9 protein-coding genes and 1 tRNA gene are annotated in these 16,676 nt (G+C 58.8%); 4 read left to right on the top strand and 6 right to left on the bottom strand.

Annotation, left to right across the window (positions count from 1 at the left end):
- Nucleotides 1-114: 114 nt before the first annotated feature.
- The 4 genes from ACWUI2_RS01955 to ACWUI2_RS01940 all read right to left on the bottom strand — a co-directional run bounded on the left by ACWUI2_RS01955 (nt 115) and on the right by ACWUI2_RS01940 (nt 4,719).
- Complete coding sequence (locus tag ACWUI2_RS01955) at nt 115-2,127, bottom strand: response regulator (protein ID WP_486981179.1); 2,013 nt, start codon at nt 2,125-2,127, stop codon at nt 115-117.
- Nucleotides 2,114-2,587, bottom strand: coding sequence for a response regulator (locus tag ACWUI2_RS01950; RefSeq protein WP_486981178.1), 474 nt, complete (start codon nt 2,585-2,587; stop codon nt 2,114-2,116). The genes ACWUI2_RS01955 and ACWUI2_RS01950 overlap by 14 nt, the downstream gene beginning before the upstream one ends.
- On the bottom strand, nt 2,584-4,392 hold the full coding sequence (locus ACWUI2_RS01945; RefSeq protein WP_486981177.1) for a sensor histidine kinase: 1,809 nt from the start codon (nt 4,390-4,392) through the stop codon (nt 2,584-2,586). Before ACWUI2_RS01945 ends, ACWUI2_RS01950 begins: the two co-directional genes overlap by 4 nt.
- A 250-nt stretch (nt 4,393-4,642) precedes the next feature.
- A tRNA-Pro gene (locus ACWUI2_RS01940) sits at nt 4,643-4,719 on the bottom strand.
- 158 nt (nt 4,720-4,877) lie between these two features.
- On the opposite strand from ACWUI2_RS01940, the gene ACWUI2_RS01935 reads away from it, so the two are divergent.
- Complete coding sequence (locus ACWUI2_RS01935; RefSeq protein WP_486981176.1) at nt 4,878-5,111, top strand: hypothetical protein; 234 nt, start codon at nt 4,878-4,880, stop codon at nt 5,109-5,111.
- 416 nt (nt 5,112-5,527) lie between these two features.
- The gene (locus ACWUI2_RS01930) at nt 5,528-9,802 is read left to right on the top strand and encodes a LamG-like jellyroll fold domain-containing protein (protein WP_486981175.1); all 4,275 of its coding nucleotides are present in this window, start codon (nt 5,528-5,530) and stop codon (nt 9,800-9,802) included.
- 81 nt (nt 9,803-9,883) lie between these two features.
- On the opposite strand, the gene ACWUI2_RS01925 is transcribed toward ACWUI2_RS01930, so the two are convergent.
- On the bottom strand, nt 9,884-10,996 hold the full coding sequence (locus tag ACWUI2_RS01925) for a substrate-binding domain-containing protein (protein ID WP_486981174.1): 1,113 nt from the start codon (nt 10,994-10,996) through the stop codon (nt 9,884-9,886).
- A 111-nt stretch (nt 10,997-11,107) separates the two neighbouring features.
- Between ACWUI2_RS01925 and ACWUI2_RS01920 the strand changes: the two genes are divergently transcribed.
- Nucleotides 11,108-12,082 carry a dihydrodipicolinate synthase family protein gene (locus tag ACWUI2_RS01920; RefSeq protein ID WP_486981173.1) on the top strand — a complete coding sequence of 325 codons (975 nt, stop codon included), beginning with the start codon at nt 11,108-11,110 and terminating at the stop codon, nt 12,080-12,082.
- Here ACWUI2_RS01920 and ACWUI2_RS01915 read toward each other — a convergent pair.
- On the bottom strand, nt 12,079-13,803 hold the full coding sequence (locus ACWUI2_RS01915; RefSeq protein WP_486981172.1) for a hypothetical protein: 1,725 nt from the start codon (nt 13,801-13,803) through the stop codon (nt 12,079-12,081). The genes ACWUI2_RS01920 and ACWUI2_RS01915 overlap by 4 nt on opposite strands.
- 133 nt (nt 13,804-13,936) lie before the next feature.
- On the opposite strand from ACWUI2_RS01915, the gene ACWUI2_RS01910 reads away from it, so the two are divergent.
- The gene (locus tag ACWUI2_RS01910) at nt 13,937-16,669 is read left to right on the top strand and encodes a sodium:solute symporter family transporter (protein ID WP_486981171.1); all 2,733 of its coding nucleotides are present in this window, start codon (nt 13,937-13,939) and stop codon (nt 16,667-16,669) included.
- The last annotated feature ends 7 nt before the right edge of the window (nt 16,670-16,676 follow it).

Genomic DNA, 16,676 nt, shown 5'->3' with positions numbered 1-16,676 from the left:
TCTCATGGGCAATTCCATGCTTTTTGCGTATTTTGTGCTTTTTCGCGACTATTCCAATTGCGGAGTCTGGGTTTATCCGTTCCAGCCCGTTCCAGCCCGGTGGGCGGAGTCGGATCAGTTCAATTGAGTGAGGTTCTCCGAACCGAGCTGTTTTTCGACCGCGCGTCCCAATGCCTCCAGCGAAAACGGCTTCGGGAGAAAGTTCTCGCCCACGCGCAAATCGAGGCCCCCCGCGAGGAGTTCTTGTGAATATCCGCTCATGAAGAGAACGGCCAGATTGGGCTTCTCGGCTTGGAAGACCCGCGCGAGGGTGATGCCGGAAGTTCCCGACGGCATCACCACATCCGTGATCAGAAGGTCAATCGCGTCCCGCTCCTTCGACCAGAGTTCGGCGGCCGCTCGCCCGTTTGCGGCGGAGTGGACGATGTAACCCATTTTTTGGAGGGCGGCCTTGAACAATTCCCTCACGGCTGACTCGTCCTCCACGAGCAGGACCGTGCCGGTTCCTCGGATCAGGCCTTTTCTTAGCTGCATCCGCGGCTCCGGAGCGGGTCCCGACGGTGGCGCGGTCGGCAGAAAAATCTCGAAGATGGTGCCGCAATTCGGGCGGCTGTGGACCTTGATTTGGCCCCGGTGTTGTTCCACAATACCGCTGACGGTGGCCAATCCCAGGCCGGTGCCTTCCCCAATATCCTTGGTGGTGAAAAACGGATCGAAGATCAGCGGCAAATGTTCTTCGGGAATTCCGCATCCGGTGTCGGTGATCCGCAGACCGACGAAACCTTCAGGCGCCTGGCGTTGGTTGGATCCTGCGGAAAGGAAGGTTTCGAGCGTGAACTTTCCGCCATCGGGCATGGCATCACGCGAATTGACGGCCAGGTTCACAATCACCTGCTCGATCATGCCGCCGTCCGCCAAGGTTGGAGGCAAGTCGGGCGCCAAACGCAGTTCCACTTCGATATCCTCCCGCAGGACCCGCCGCAGCATGTTGACCGTCTGGCGAATCAGGGAGTTCAGATCGACCGCTTGCAACTTGATCACCTGGCGCCGGCTGAAGGTCAGAAGTTGACGCGTCAACTCGGCCGCCCGGGTCGCCGCGCGGTGGATCTCGCGGGCCGATCCCAACACCCCGGGCGGGAGGGAGGGTTCCATCAGCAGCATGGCATGTCCGTCGACTACGGTGAGAAGATTATTGAAATCGTGGGCGATGCCTCCCGCGAGCCGTCCGATCGCTTCCCGTTTCTGCGAAAGGAAGAGTTCTTTTTCCAAGGCATCCCGCTCCATGACATAGCGGATTGTCCGGCGGACCGAAGCCGCGTTCACCTCTTTTTTTAAGAGATATTCGCGGGCGCCCGCCTTGATGGCTTGGAGGCCGATCTCCTCATCGTCCAGGCCGGTGAGGACAACCAGTGGAATTCCCCCGGCCTGGGCGAAAAGTCGTTCGAATGTTTCCAGGCCCTGGCTGTCGGGTAGTCCGAGGTCCGTGAAAATCAGGTCGAAGTCGTTTGTTCCCAAGTGACGCAAGGCATCTTCCAGGCGATCCGCATGTTTCAGTTCATACTGGTTAGGCCCGTCTCTCAATGCGTCGTCGACCAGAAACGCATCCACCGGACTGTCTTCCACCAACAGGATTTTAATCCGTTTCGGCTCTCCGGGGGCGACCGACCGTCGTTGAACGATTGGCTTTGGCACCGGGTGGGAGGGGTAGATCACCTCGTCGCTCCAAAAGGTCTTCAGTCGTTTTAACGTCTCCGTCAGTTCGATACCATCGGCCGACTTCCGGATGAAACAATTCGCGTGGTAGCGATAGGCCTCGGCCACGTCCTCGTCTCGGTCCGACGAAGTAAAAACAATAACCGGTAGGAGCGACAGGTCCTGATCTCCCCGGATCTCCCGCAAGACATCGCGTCCGTCTTTGCGGGGAAGGTTCAAGTCGAGGATGACGATGTGCGGTCGGGGCGCTTCACTGTACCTTCCCTGACGCCGCAGGAAGTCGAGGGCCTCGATCCCGTCTTCCACCGCATGAAGGGTGGCGGGAAGACCGGTGTTGTGAAAGATTTCGGTGGTGATCAGCCGGTCGGAAGGGCTGTCTTCGACCAGCAGGATGTCGAGATTAGTCCGCTTCATGGGAAGCTCCTCCGTTGGGTGGCAAGGCGACGACGGCGAACCAAAACCCCTGGACCGCCCGGACCACTTCGCTGAATCGGTCAAAATCCACCGGTTTTACAACGTAGCAGTTGGCGTGCAATCCGTATGCGTTCAGGATATCCTCCTCCGCCTGGGAAGTGGTCAACACCACCACCGGGATACGCTTGAGGTCGGGGTCGGCTTTGATTTCCGCGAGAACCTCCCTTCCATCTTTTTTCGGCAGATTCAAGTCGAGGAGGATGAGATCCGGACGCGGCTTGTCGTTGAACTCGGCTGTTCGACGAAGAAACGCCAGGGCGCTGACTCCGTCTTCGACGACGTGCAAACTGTTGAGGAGTTTGGCCTCCTGTAAGGCCTCGATGGTCAACAGGCGGTCGGTCGGGCTATCTTCGACCAAAAGAATCTCAATTGGACGTATGGCTGATGGATGTTCGGTCATGATGAGTGACGGGAGTTTTCGGCGGGAATGGTGAAGTGGAACGTCGAGCCGCCGCCGGGAGCTGATTCAACCCAGATTCGACCTCCGTGGCGAAGAATGATCTTTTGGCAAATGGCGAGGCCGATGCCGGTTCCGCTGTATTCACGGCGGGTGTGCAACCGCTGGAAAATGCCGAAGATTCGTTCGAAATATTCGGGGGCGATGCCGATCCCATTGTCGCGGACGCTCAACCGCCAGTGGTCCTCCTGGAGCATCGCGGAGACGTGGATGCGAGGGGGAGCTTCCCCGCGGTATTTCAGTCCGTTTCCGACGATATTTTGCAGCACCTGCGTGAGCTGCACCGGGTCGCCGAAAACCTGGGGGAGCGGTTCATACGTGACCTGTGCTCCGCTTTCCTCGATGGTCGCCCGCAGATTGACCAGTGCTCTCTCCATGACCTCTTCCATGCTGCAGTTTCGCATTTGGCCACCGCGGGTTCCGACGCGGGAGTAGGCCAACAGATCCGCGATGAGCCGCTGCATCCGCTCGGCGCCATCCACCGCATGACCGATCAACTCAAGGGCTTTCTCATCGAGTTGTTCCCGATATCGGTTACGCAAGATCTGGGTGCAGCCCGCCACCGCCCGAAGGGGTTCCTGCAAGTCGTGGGAGGCGACATAAGCGAATTGCTCCAGATCCTTGTTGGACCGCTCCAGTTCCTCCGCCTTCGCGGAGACCAGGCGCCGGGCGGTTTCGGCTTCGTCGCGGGCGATCCTCGCTTCCGCCGCGGAATCGAGCGCGGCTTGGCGTTCCCGTTGCAGCGCTGCCGCCGCTTCCTTCCGGGCGGTGATATCGTGGACGAAGAGAATGTAGGCTCCACTTTTCTCCAGCTTGGCCGCTCCGGCCAAAAGCCAAACTTTTCGTCCATCCTTTCGTGAATACTGGATTTCCTCGGGCTCGGCCCTCGCGACCCGGGCCATGGGCGACTCTTGGCCGCCATCCACCTGCTGACTCCAGGAGCAGTTACCTCCATCCAGTTCGGTTCGATCCGAACCGATCACTTGCAGGAACCGGTCGTTGGCATAATCGATCACGCCCTGGTCATCGCAAGTCGCTACGCCGATCAGGTTGGAATCCGTGAGGCAGCGGAAACGCGATTCGCTGAGCCGGAGTTCATCCTCGATCCGTTGCCGGCGAACCGTATCGCGGTTGACCGCCGCCGCCGCCCCGGCGACCAGCAGAATCGCCAAGGCACTGCTCCCGCCAATCATCCCAAGGGTTCGGGCTCTGGAGTTTTGCACGATCTCGTCCCTGGTTCGAAAGGCCTCTTCGCCTTTTTCCTCTAATAGGGTGGTCAAGTCGCGGATTTGGACCATCAGGAGCTCTCCCGGGCCGACCTGAATGGCTTGCACCGCCGCCTCGAATCCGGCTGACCGGCGGAGGTGGACGACCTGCTCGATCTCGGCGAATTTCTCCTCAATCAATCGCGCGAGTCGTTGCGAATCGTGGTTCATTTCGGCGGTCAACGCCGGGGAAGCGAAAATCTTCCGCAGTTCCGTCGGCACGTTCAGCTTGGCCGTTGAAAACGGCGCGAGGGTCTCCTCGCGACCAGTCAGGACAAATCCCCGCTCGCTGGTTTCCGCGTCTTTGAGCGCGGACACGACCTCCTCGTAACTCTTGGCGAGTCGGCTGGAAGCTTTCCGTTCCTCCATCAATTCGAGAAGGGTCAGGGTGCTGCGATACGAGACGATCGACACCACTAAAAGAAGAGCGGTGGCAATGGTGAAGGCTAGATTGATCTGATAAAGGAAGGAACGCGAGTTCACGGGTTGAGGTGGCGCATTGCGATCGAATAGTCGGATGGATTTTAGGCTCCTAGGGTAACCGTTGATCGGGATCCGGCTCTCTGCATCTATTGCCGGAGACTCCGCGCGAATTGCACTCGGCGGCAAACGCCTGCGGATCAGAACAAATGCAGTCGGGGTGAATTGAAGGGGGAAGGGGTGGGCGCGGTAAGCGGTGTCCGAAGTCGGATGTTCCCGCTAACCATGGCGGGTTGGGAATGGTTCTTCCGAATGGTCGGGCCGGAGAGATTCGAACTCTCGACCTCTTGCACCCCATGCAAGCGCGCTACCAGGCTGCGCCACGGCCCGACGACCGGAAAAGATCCAAAGAACGGGGAAATCCGGGAGGAAGCAAGTTCTTTTCGGAGATTTTTCCCTTTGGAAAACCACGCGTCCGAACTGGTCGCCGTCTCCTCGCCGAGAGATTCGTGTCGATTCTTTGGCCGAGGTGATGTGGAATCTTTCGGATGACGAACGATTCGGAACGATTGATCGAGGAAATCCGGCGGCAGGGGCGTTTGACCCGATGGACTGTCTTTGGAATGGTCGTTGCGGCGACGGTCGCGCTTGGGATGTTACTGACCGATTGGGCGAATGTCGCCCGTTGGGCGGGACGTATCGTGATTTACGGGATGATGGCCGCGATGGTGATTGCGATTGTCCGATCTCTCTGGTCACGGGAAGGTGAACGCCGGGAATAACCACTGGGAGGGATGACGTTCTGGCTTCCGCCGTCGGAACGGTCCTCCCCGGACCGCATGAATGCGGGCATGAACTCCAATCTGAGTCCGCATCTTCGCGACGACTTCGGGATCATGGTTGAGAACACGGCGCGATTGAACGTGGTGGGAAAACAGCCAACCGTCTGTCATTGCGAGGAAGGAGGAACGACTGACGCGGCAATCCACGTTCCGGGAAAGGGGGCGCGGGTCGCTGTTTCGTGGATTGCTTCGTCGGCGGAGCCTCTTCGCAATGACACGACGGTGATCCCATCACTCCTGCTTACACGCTTGAGAACCAGGGTTACAACTTAAGGCTTGCGCAAACGTTGCAGCACCAGAGAATGAAAGTTGGCCGAACAGTTCCTGGGCCCAATCTCACACTCCTCCCGCTCCATATGAAAATTTTCGATCGTGTTGTTTTGCTGTTGGGTTTGTTGGTGCTCTTCGTCGGGGGAAGCGGGATCGCTTTCTCCCCGCTGAACTCGTTGTCGGCCGCTGCTGGCGCGCTCGGATCGCAAGGGGAGGCGATATCGGCGGAGGCAGGGACGGAAACTACCTTGCCGGCCCGGCGTTTGGTGGGGCACTGGCGATTGAATGAAACGGAGCCAGGTCCGGTGGTCGATGCCACCGGCAATTCGCATGGCACGGCGGTGGGCAATCCGGCGGTCGGGCAGCCGGGGCCAGAACCGTCTTCCGGGGATCTCGCTTACGATTTTTCCGGTGGAATCCATGGTGTGGATACGAACACGGCGAGGGTGATTCCGGTTAATGGTGATTTCACCTTGGCGGTCTGGTTCAGGACGAACGGTCCACACGACGATCAAGGCCATCTGTTTTCTAACAACGATTCCCAGGATGGCCGCTGTAACCTTGGCGTGACCGACGGTCGGTTGCGTTGGTGGCATCACGGCGGGTTGCAATTGACCTCTCCGGGGCGGGTTGATGACGGCGCATGGCATCTCGCCGAAGTCATTCGTCAGGGGAACCATTGGTCTCTCTGGCTGGATGGTGAAATCGTGGCGAGTGCGGTCGCGGATTTGTTCGTCGGCCAAAACCGAAACTGGTTCATCGGGCGGGCCAACCGCGAGCGGTTTCCCTTCGAGGGCTGGATCGGTGAGGTGCGGGTTTCAAACTACGCCAGGAACGAACCGGGTCTGGTCGAGCATTGGCGCTTCGATGAAACAGAGCTCCATTTCACCGCCAACCGGGCTCCGTTGCAGAACGACCTGCCGGGGGGCGTGGCTGCCCGACTGTTCAGTGAAGAGCCAACCGAATCGGCCCTGGGAATTCCGGGGGCGGTTCCGGGTTCCGGAACGGCGATTCGGATCAGGACCGCCCTCGAACGGGTTGAAACAGCCTTGACCGAAGAACGTCACTTGGGAAATCGCCCGTTCACCTTGGCGTTTTGGTTTCGGGCGGATGAAGATCCGCAAGGTGTGGTAACCCTGGCGGGATCCGATTTGGGTGCCACCGCGACCCCGGCGGGATGGAGTGTGCAATTGGCGGGAACCACCGGCGCCGAACGGTTTGAATTGGCCTTCGCCCACCGTGGGTGGGGAGGAGGTGGAGCGACTTTGCCGGACCGCGTGAGTATTCAAGAATCTGTGACATCTGGTGTTTGGCATCATCTGGCTTTGGTGCGGACGGATGAATCCGGGGAGAACTTCCGGATCTATCTCGACGGGAGTCAGATTTGGTCGGGGACGAATCAACACCGGTTCGAAGTCGATTCCACGGCCGGTTTTCACCTCGGCCGCGGGCCGGGAGGGGGACGGGGCGGAATGACGGCCTCCTTCGACGATCTCCGTTGTTACGACAACGCCCTGTCGCCCCGGGAAGTGTCCTTCCTGGCGGCCGGTATGGTCTGGGAACCGATCCCGGGAGACGGTGCCACCTTTGTCGAACCTGTTGAGTCGCCCTTGTCCTGGCTGGTGAACGAAAACGCCGAAGCGTTGGAAGCATTTGACGTGTTTTTCGGGGAGACGGAGGAGACGTTGGCGCCGGTCGCGACGATTCCGCCCGGGGAGCCGTTGGTTTGGACGCCCGGGGATTTGGAGGAGGGCCGGACCTATTTTTGGCGGGTGGCGCTGGCGAATGGCACATTGGAAGGACCGGTCTGGTCCTTCACGACGAAGCCGTTCGCGATCCCGGGGATCGTGGTGAACCACCGGCCGAAGTCGAGCGGTCGCTACCTCGGATCGCCGAGCCTCGCGGTGTTGCCCAATGGGAATTACATCGCCAGCCATGACTGGTTCGGACGGGGAAGCGTCGGCGCCCGCCAGACCGCGCTTTTCGAGTCGTTGGACCGGGGACGGTCGTGGCGGCCGATCACCACGGTCGATGACCAATATTGGTCGAACCTGTTTTGGCATAACGGCGCCCTTTACTTGATGGGAACGACCGGTGGATACGGGCAAGTGGTGATCCGGAGGTCCGATGACCACGGCCGGACCTGGACGAATCCGGTCGATGAATACAGCGGAATTCTACTGCCGGAGCACCAGTATCACACCGCGCCGATGCCGGTGGTTGTTCATAACGGGAGGATTTGGCGGACCATGGAAGATGGCGAGGGCGGGACCAACTGGGGGCCGTGGTTTCGGGCGTTTGTGATGTCGGCACCCGAGGAGGCGGACCTGTTGAAGGCATCCAATTGGACCTCGACCAACCGGCTCGGCCACGATCCGACCTATCTTGACGGAGCCTTCGCCGGGTGGCTTGAGGGAAACGTGGTGGTCGATCCCGAAGGACGAATTGTCAATATTCCGCGGGTGAATTACCGGCGGACCCCGGAGCGGGCGGCCATCATTCGGATATCGGAAGATGGAACGACAGCGACCTTCGATCCGGCGGAGGACTTCGTCTATTTCCCCGGAGGCTCGAAGAAATTTGTCATCCGGCCCGATCCGGAAGGCGGGCGTTATTGGACTCTCTCGAACGGGATTCTGCCGGAACATGAAGGAGGTGACGCGGCTCGTACCCGTAATTCGGTGACGCTGATGTCCTCAAACGATCTGCGGGGGTGGACGATCCATTCGTTGATTCTTTATCATCCGGATGTCGAGTATCACGGATTTCAATACCTGGATTGGCACTTCGATGGGGAGGATATCATCGCGGTGTCGCGGACCGCTCATGATGACGGGATGGGAGGTGCCCAGGATCATCACGACGCGAATTTCATGACGTTCCACCGGATCGAGAATTTCCGTGGCCCCTATCCGCCTTATCCGGAGCTGGCCCCCCGCCCTCGTTGGCTGGAGGCGGGTCGGGATGTGACGATTCTGGCTCGGGCCTCGGATGTCGAGAGCTGGAGATGGTTCCGGCGGAGCGAGGGAGGAGAGGACGAGGAGATCGTGACCGGCGGAAGATTCACGATCACGGTGGAAGGGAAAACGAGTCTGTTGCGCATCGCATCGTTCGGACCGGAAGATGTCGGCGAGTATTATCCGGTGGCGGAGAATTCGGTCGGGGTTTGCGAGTTTGAACCGGCGATGTTCGACATCATCGAACACGTGCTGGCGCATCATTGGCGAATGGACGATGTGGCGGATTGGGCGGGAGATTGGATGCCGCTGTATGATACGGCCGATCCGAATGGTTGGGCAGAGATAGTGGCGCCGCTGGGGGAAAGGGATCTGGTCCGCTTCGAGGAACCCGGGGCGCGCTCCTGGACGGGAAAGTCGATTCGTTTCGGGGGCCGTTACGACCGGGCGATTTTGGGCGAAATATCTCCCGGATTGAAACCGTTCACGATCGGTTTCTGGTTTAAAATGAATTCCTTCAACCGGTGGGAAGGAAATCAGGATCACATCCTTTCGAGCAATTCCGGGGGCGATCAGGTCGGACGCTGGAACGTTCATTTGGAGGGCGATCCGGCCTATTTGGCGGAGCATGGCGGTCCGCGATTGGTTTTTTGGCAGCACGGTCGCGGCGCTCAGGTGTTGGCGCCGAAGGTAGAGGCTGGCCAATGGCATCATGTGGCGTTGGTCCGCGGTTCGGAGCAGGAGAACAACTTTCGGATTTATCTCGATGGAAAGCGGGTCCATCGGTCGACGAACAACCTCGATTTCACCAACTCGGACCGGGGGGTATTCCTGGCGCGCCGTCCTTCCACCCCAATGAGTTCAGGCTTTGACGGCTGGATCGACGATGTCCGGTTTTATCACGGAGCCCTGCTTCATCCCGGCGAGTTGTGGGGAGACGGATACGCCGGATGGGCCAGGGAAATATTCGGCGAAGCTTACGGCGGGTTCGGCACGCGGTTGCATGACAGTTATCACGGGGACGGAACGACCAACTTCTTTCGTTACGCCTTCGACCTCGATCCATGGAAGCCGGAGGCTCGACCGAAGAAGCGATTGGAAGTCACCGGGACGGAGGGAGACCGTCGAATGGAGTTCGGGTTCACGGCCCGGGCCGATTCGGCGATCCGTTACGATTTGCAGACGACCCAGGATTTGCGGGAGTGGGAAAGTTATTCGTTCGGCTTCGACGGAGAAGGCTGGACCATTGCCGGCCAATTTCCCGGAGATTTGGATGAGGAGTGGAGGGTAGGAGACGTATCCGGAATGACGCTACGGACGCCGGTGGAGGGGGCGGCATACGAGCGCGGCTTTTATCGAATCGGTTCGGTCTGGATGGGCGCCAACGGGGGCGGGTTTCGTTAAGAACCATGTGGCGGAGGCGTCCCGTCTCCGTGTGTTGGTCGGGCGGCGGAGCCAACCCGACTACGAGAGGCCGGACTGCACTTAGATCGGCGGAGGGGCGGCGACGGATTCGCCGGGGTGGAACTGAGGAGTGACCAGGTGGGTGTCGGGAAGGAGGTCGCCTTGTTCGACCAATTGGAGAGTCAGGCGGCCGAGCTTGCCGGTGAAGGTTTGGTTTTTGATCACGTAGCGGCTGATCGCGATGCCGAGGAAATCGAGGAAACCTTCGTCGTCGCGGCAAATCACCGAGATATCTTCCGGGATGCGCAGTCCTCCTTGATAGAGTGGAGGCAGAGCGCCGAGGAGGGCGCGTCCGGTACAGACGACCAGGCCCGTCGGGCGGTGGCGGAGTTTGAGCATCTGGGCGATTCGCCGTTTCAACCCTTCCACGGATCCGTCGTGTTTGATCAGGATACCGGTCGCCTCGGATCCCCGGTGGGCTTGGATCGCTTCGAGGAACCCCTCTTCGCTCGCCTTGTCGCCGGCCCGTTCGCTCTGGTGGACCACCAGGGCGAGGTGACGGTGGCCATGGGCGAGCAGATGTCCGGCGGCGTGGCGACAGGTGGCGCGCTGGTCCTGATCGATCGACGGCAGTCGGAGGTCCGGGTAACAGGAGCCGACGACCAGCGCCGGCAACTTTTGTTGTTGGAACCATTTCTGCACGCTGTAGGAACTCCAGAACAAGAGCCAGGCGGAGTCGGGATACTGGTTGACGTAATGCTCCAACGCCTTGAAGGGACGTTTGCTGGCGAGGCGCTGGTCGTGGAGGTTGAATAAGTCGCGGCCGGTCGGGCGGAGCAGGTTGAGCAGTTCGCTGCAATATTGGTTGGTGATCGGGGAGAATTGATCGCGGGGAAGCGGAGTGAGGACATTGACCCGGTGGATGTGGCTTCGGCCATGGGCGACCGAAGTCTGGAGGATTCGGGTCCGTTTGCCGTGGGCGACCTCGATCAAGCCGTCGGCGGCGAGGATGTTGAGGGATTTGCGCAGGGTCGGGCGGCTGATGCGGAAGAGGCTGCAGAGGTAACGTTCTCCGGGAAGGAAGGTTTGCCAGCGTTGCTCCTCGATCGAGGTGCGGAGGATATCGACGGTTTCGACGATCAAGGAACGTTTGGAAGGGATGCGGAGCGGGTGGTAGTCGTTGAGGTCGTCCATGAGGCGGGAGTTAAACCAGACGTCTTGAAACCGGCAATTCAAAACTGGACCACTTTGTTCGCCAGTTGAATCGTCTCCGGTTTCGGGCGGGGGTGGTTATGGTAAGGGAAGATGTCTACGAATCTGCTTACGAAAACCTTTGCCGAGCGGTTGCGGACCAGCCGGGTCTGGTCGGCGACTCCGACCCCGTTTGATGATGATTTGGGGCTCGACGTTCCGTCCGTGGAGCGGTTGGTCGCGCATCACCGTCAGCTCGGCTGCGACGGCCTTTTCCTCGGGGGAACCTGCGGTGAAGGTCCCTGGATGCCGGAGCGCGATCTGCGGAACCTGGTGCGTTGCGTCCGCCGGGAGGCGAATGGCGAGCTGTTGATCGCGGTCCAGGTCACGGACAATTCGGCGGCGCGGATCCTCGACAACATGGAGAAAGCCCGGCAGGACGGGGCGGATCTGGCGATTATCGCTCCGCCGCGGTTCATGATGAACGCGACGGCGCGGCGAATGTTCGAGCTTTACCGGGAGGCGGTGGAGAAGAGCCCGTTGCCGGTCGGGATTTACGACTGCGGCAACAACGGGGCGGTGGTGGTTCCGGTCGAAGTGCTGGAAGATATTTACGCTCTGCCGAACGTAGTGCTGGTGAAAGACAGTTCGATGGACCCGGCGAGACGGGATGCGGCCTTGCGAGTCCGGGAGGCGAAAGGTGAGCTCCATCTGACCAACGGGTACGAGTTTTCGATCCTCGAATACATGGAGGCCGGCTACGACGGGGTGATGTTCGGGGGAACGATTTTTACCGGTTATCTGGTAAACCAGATTCTCGACCTGTGGGCGGGCGGCGAGAAGGAGGAAGCCCGGCGACTGGAGGCCAAGGTGGTGGCGATGCTTTACACGGTTTACGGCGGCAAGGACCTGACCTGCTGGCTGAGTGGGTTGAAACGCCTGATGGTTGAGCTCGGGGTCTTCGGCGGCTGGAAGAATCACTTGGGGTATCCTTTGACTGAAGAGTGCCTCCATGGGTTCGAGGCGTTGGTGTGTGAAGAGAAGGAGTTCCTGCTGCCGGGAAATGCCACCCCGCTTAGACTGAATTAATCTGCTGGATCTCCGGGCGGAGTGATAAGTTTGTCCAGGTAATGCCGATCATAGATGATCGCCAACCAGACTTCCATTACCTCGATCGGTTTCGCGTCTCCCGCGCCCAGGGCAAGAGAGAGTTCATTCGGTCCTTGCCGCCTCAGATGGAAATCCTGGATGGGCAATTGAAAATAGGCTTCTGGTGCCGTCGCCGGAACGGAGCCAATCACTTCGAAAAGTCCCGATAGTTTTCCATCGTGGAGGGGTTCGCCGTTCAACCGCACCTGCAATGAACTCTGGCGGTTCGCATCTCTGAACCCGATGCGAAGGAAGGCGTCGCGTGGAGATGGTTTGTTTGCTCCTGCCTGGCCCGTGAGAAGTGTCAAGCGGATCTCGTTACCTGCTATCAAGCGCACCGGAATTTGTTTTCTGTATTGATAGCTGTCCTCGTGATCAAGGTAATAGGCAGGGGTAATCGCATAGATCTGGTCTGCGCCGTTCAGGCTCCTGGGATGGGCCAAGTCCCGCATGATTCGATACACCCGATCCGAGAACGGCCGCCTGCCTCGGTCTTCGTGATGATAATTGAAAAGCTCGAAGCCCGAGGCGCCCATCTCCCAGTAGGTCGCCGCGGCCCCGCGCACCAGTTCCGGCGATACGTGACGAATCGCCGGGGCGGTAAAATCTTCCGGGGAAGGCGTCGCGGAAAAAGGGAAGTGCCAGGAGGTTCGGGGGTAGAGAGAGGGGTAAACTCTGGTGTTACCTCTCCTTGAGATTTCCACAAACGCATCGACGGGCATGTCATGCGCGAGGGTCATCAATTGAGCCGGGAGCAAGACATCGACCAATTCCTCCTCCACCCAAGTCTCAATATCCAGGCCGGCCCAGCGGCAATTCCGTGGCGAAGGCGGCACGCGCGCCATCAGGGCCAGGTCTCGGCCCTGCCGTGCGCCTGCTTCGTCCAGCAGGATCCGAACCTCCCGCATCAATTCTGTGACCAAGTGAGCTCGTTCCTCCGCTTTCCCCTTTGGGAATAGAACCTGGAGGCGGTTGAAGTCGAGCTGAATGCCGTCGATAATGTCCTCGTAACGCTCGATTGTTTCGCGTATCACTCCAAGGCGGTATTCGCGTACCTTGTCGTGCGTAAAATTAAGCAGATTTCCATACGCTCTCTCTGATTCAATAGGTGAGTCGCGGATAGTCAGTTTTTCATGGTTATCGATCCAGAACCGGCCGGTTAGCGGGTATTCGAAAGGGTCGAAAATAAAGTGATCGTCGTTCATCCGGTAGGAGGGAAGAAAATAGAGACCGTTTTCCCGTGCCCGCTCCCCCGCGACCCGGATGGGATCGATGTTCGCCCTCATACCGGCAACGATCCGCCGCGTACGAACACCCCAGGTCGTTTCTTCACTTTCCCCATCCGAGTCCATGCGGGTAAGTTTTGTCTCTCGCCAACCCCACACACTGGCAACGTCCGTCGGATAATAGAGAACGTCGGATCCGGCACCGATCGAATAAAGGAGCGTCCTGACGGGCGTTCCCATCAGGGCGTCCACGGATGCTTGAACCAGCTGAATTGATTCCTCCGGATCATCCGCGATGAAGGAAAAATCCCCGTCGTCATTGAGCATAAGGCCGAAGTCCGGCAGGACGCGCGAAGGACTTCCCGAAAGCGGAGTCCAGACGAGGATGCCCAGCTTCAGCCATGCGGCGAACAATAGAAGAGGTAAAGGTTTCATATCAATTCAACGGATACACACTTGATTGTTGGTTCCTTCATTTCATGGCACTTGAATGTAATTCTTCTTTTTTTTGGGGGGGGCTCAACCGGTTCAAACTGCTAAACTTAAATCACCTGTTATTTGATTGGTTGTGAGGTTTCTTTACCAGTTTATTCGACTGGTTGAACCTGTTTCAGTGCATAGTCTTCGAATCAACGGAACTGTTTTTTGGTTCAACTTCGTGACCGGAGCGTGGCAGTATGCCGGGAGAATCGTGCCAGAATTTCCATTGATTGCATTCAGGGTGAAAGCTTTCGTCAGAGCGTGTTATGCTTTTCTCGGCATTGCGCTGGTGAGCGGCGTTTTCGCCGGCCCGGTTCACCAGGGCCAGCCACTCCTTGAGTGGAAAGAACTGCCACCGCTTCCCGGGACAGCTGGCTACAGTGGAATGTTCGCGGGGGAAAGTCATGGTGCATTGATTGCTGCGGGAGGCGCCGCCAACCTTCCCTTTGCCCCCCCTGGGGAAAATGGTCCGGGGGTTTGGTCCGACAGGATTTATATTCTTGAGTCCGGTGCGGCCGAATGGTATCTCGCGAAAGAGCGCCTGCCGCGTGCACTCGCTTATGGAGTTTCCGTTAGCGACGACAATACGTTGATTTGCATCGGTGGCGGGAGTGAAGCCGGGTTCTATGACGATGTATTTGCTTTACGGTGGAGGGAAGGGCGAATCGAAGTTGATTGGTTACCGTCGTTGCCGTTGCCGCTTGCATATATGAGTGGCGCGATCGTTGGGAGGACCATCTATATCGCCGGCGGTCTCACTGACACTGCGTCAGGCGTGTCGCAATCGATCTTTCTGGCGTTAGATCTCTCTTCGGGGAAGAGGCGCGAGTGGATTCAACTGGAGTCGTGGCCCGGCGGTGCGCGCCACCTCGCTGTTTCCGGTGCGCAGGATGACGCGTTTTTTCTGATCAGTGGCATACGGCAGATGGAGGACGGGGAAGAGGATCGTCTGCGGATGCAGTACCTGACTGACGCCTACAGGTTTGATCCTGGCCGGCGGGGAGGAGGTGGCTCCTGGAGCCGCCTGCCTGATCTGCCGGTCCCCGTCGCCGCGGCCCCTTCTCCCGCAATCCCGCTTGGCGCCGCGCACCTGCTGGTGCTGGGAGGCACTGCGACAAACCTGCTGGAGGCGGATCGACCTCCGCCTCCAGCGGTTTCGCGGACAATCCTCGCATTCCATACCTTCACTGAAACGTGGACTGAACGTGGCGAAATGCCTCCTGATTCCTCACGCATCACTGCCCCGGTCGCGCGGTGGGGCGACCGGTTCGTCCTGGTTGGCGGGGAAACAGTCCCGGGCTTGCGATCTTCGGCGGTCTATGGTGCTTCGCCCTCCCGTCCGTCCAGTGAGTTCGGTTTCCTCGACTGGTGTTCGCTGGCTGTTTACCTTTGTGCGGTTATGATTCTGGGCCTCTGCTTTTGGAGGCGGATGCGGTCGACGGAAGACTTCTTTCTGGCTGGCCGGCGCGTTCCGTGGTGGGCGGTGGGGTTGAGCATCTTTGGCACGCAGTTGAGTGCGATCTCATTCGTCGCGATTCCCGCGGTTGCCTTCGCCACGGATTGGGTCCAATTGCTTGGCACCTTCATGATCCTGGCCATTGTTCCGCTGGTCGTTTATTATTACCTGCCTTTCTTTCGCAGGTTGGGGGTTTCAACAGCCTACGAATATCTTGAATACCGTTTCAATCTTGCCGTTCGTCTTTTCAGCAGCCTGACTTTCATCCTCACTCAGCTCGGACGAATCGGCATTGTTCTTTATCTGCCCTCCGTCGTGCTCTCCGCCGTTACCGGGCTCGATTTGTATCTTTGTATCCTTACGATGGGGGTGCTCGCCACGGCCTACACTGTTGTCGGGGGGATCGAAGCCGTCATTTGGACGGACGTGCTCCAGGTGATTGTGCTGATAAGCGGTGCCGTTGCCTGTCTGGTTGTCGTGAGTCTGGAAGCGGGGGGAATTTCCGGGATCGTGACCCTTGGCGCGGCCGATGGCAAGTTTCACACGTTCGACTGGACGCTCGATGTCGCGGTCATGGGCGCGTGGGTTGTCATCGTGGGAAACTTTTTTATCAATCTCGTGCCATATACCGCGGACCAGACCGTGGTGCAGCGTTATCTGACCACCCCCGATGAAAAACAGGCAGCGAAAAGCATTTGGGTCAATGGCTTGATCAGCATTCCAGCCGGTTTGCTCTTCTTCTTTCTCGGAACCGCTCTTTACGTGTTCTACAAACTGAATCCCCAGATGCTGACTGCTGGAAGGAGTGACGAAATCCTGCCGTGGTTTATTGTTCAACAGCTTCCTGCCGGTGTTTCCGGTCTCGTCATCGCGGGGGTATTTGCAGCCGCGATGTCCTCTCTCGACAGTAGCATGAATAGTATCGCCACTGCTTGGGTTCATGATTTTCAACGACGATTGCGGCCAAACATTCCGGACCGGAAAAATCTACAGACGGCCCGTGTGGTCACTGTCGTGGTGGGAGTTTTCGGCACCGGCAGCGCCTTGACCCTTGCCACTGTCGAAGTCACGCTCATCTTCAACGCCTTCGTCACTCTCATGGGTTTGCTGGGCGGGGGGCTTGCCGGTATCTTCGCCCTCGCGATCTTCACTCGTCGGACCACGGGCGCCGGGGCACTTATTGGGGCACTTGTCGGAGCAGCGGTTCCATTGACGGTCAGCCTGACTACTGATGTGAACTTTTACCTTTTCGCCGCGCTCGGCGTTCTTTCCTGCGTAGTCACGGGTTATACCGTAAGTCTGGTTTTCCCCCGGCAGGCAAAGGACCTTAAAGGCTTAACCATTTACACCTTGAAGCGGGACTAATTGCGGG

This window comes from Verruconatronum alginivorum (genome assembly GCF_056590205.1).
This window is presented reverse-complemented; position numbering and strand designations above follow the sequence as displayed.

Coding starts and splice junctions, on each gene's coding strand:
- ACWUI2_RS01920 (WP_486981173.1), top strand. CDS start 11,108: ATGTCTACGAATCTGCTTACGAAAACCTTTGCCGAGCGGTTGCGGACC.
- ACWUI2_RS01955 (WP_486981179.1), bottom strand. CDS start 2,127: ATGAAGCGGACTAATCTCGACATCCTGCTGGTCGAAGACAGCCCTTCC.
- ACWUI2_RS01935 (WP_486981176.1), top strand. CDS start 4,878: ATGACGAACGATTCGGAACGATTGATCGAGGAAATCCGGCGGCAGGGG.
- ACWUI2_RS01915 (WP_486981172.1), bottom strand. CDS start 13,803: ATGAAACCTTTACCTCTTCTATTGTTCGCCGCATGGCTGAAGCTGGGC.
- ACWUI2_RS01950 (WP_486981178.1), bottom strand. CDS start 2,587: ATGACCGAACATCCATCAGCCATACGTCCAATTGAGATTCTTTTGGTC.
- ACWUI2_RS01930 (WP_486981175.1), top strand. CDS start 5,528: ATGAAAATTTTCGATCGTGTTGTTTTGCTGTTGGGTTTGTTGGTGCTC.
- ACWUI2_RS01925 (WP_486981174.1), bottom strand. CDS start 10,996: ATGGACGACCTCAACGACTACCACCCGCTCCGCATCCCTTCCAAACGT.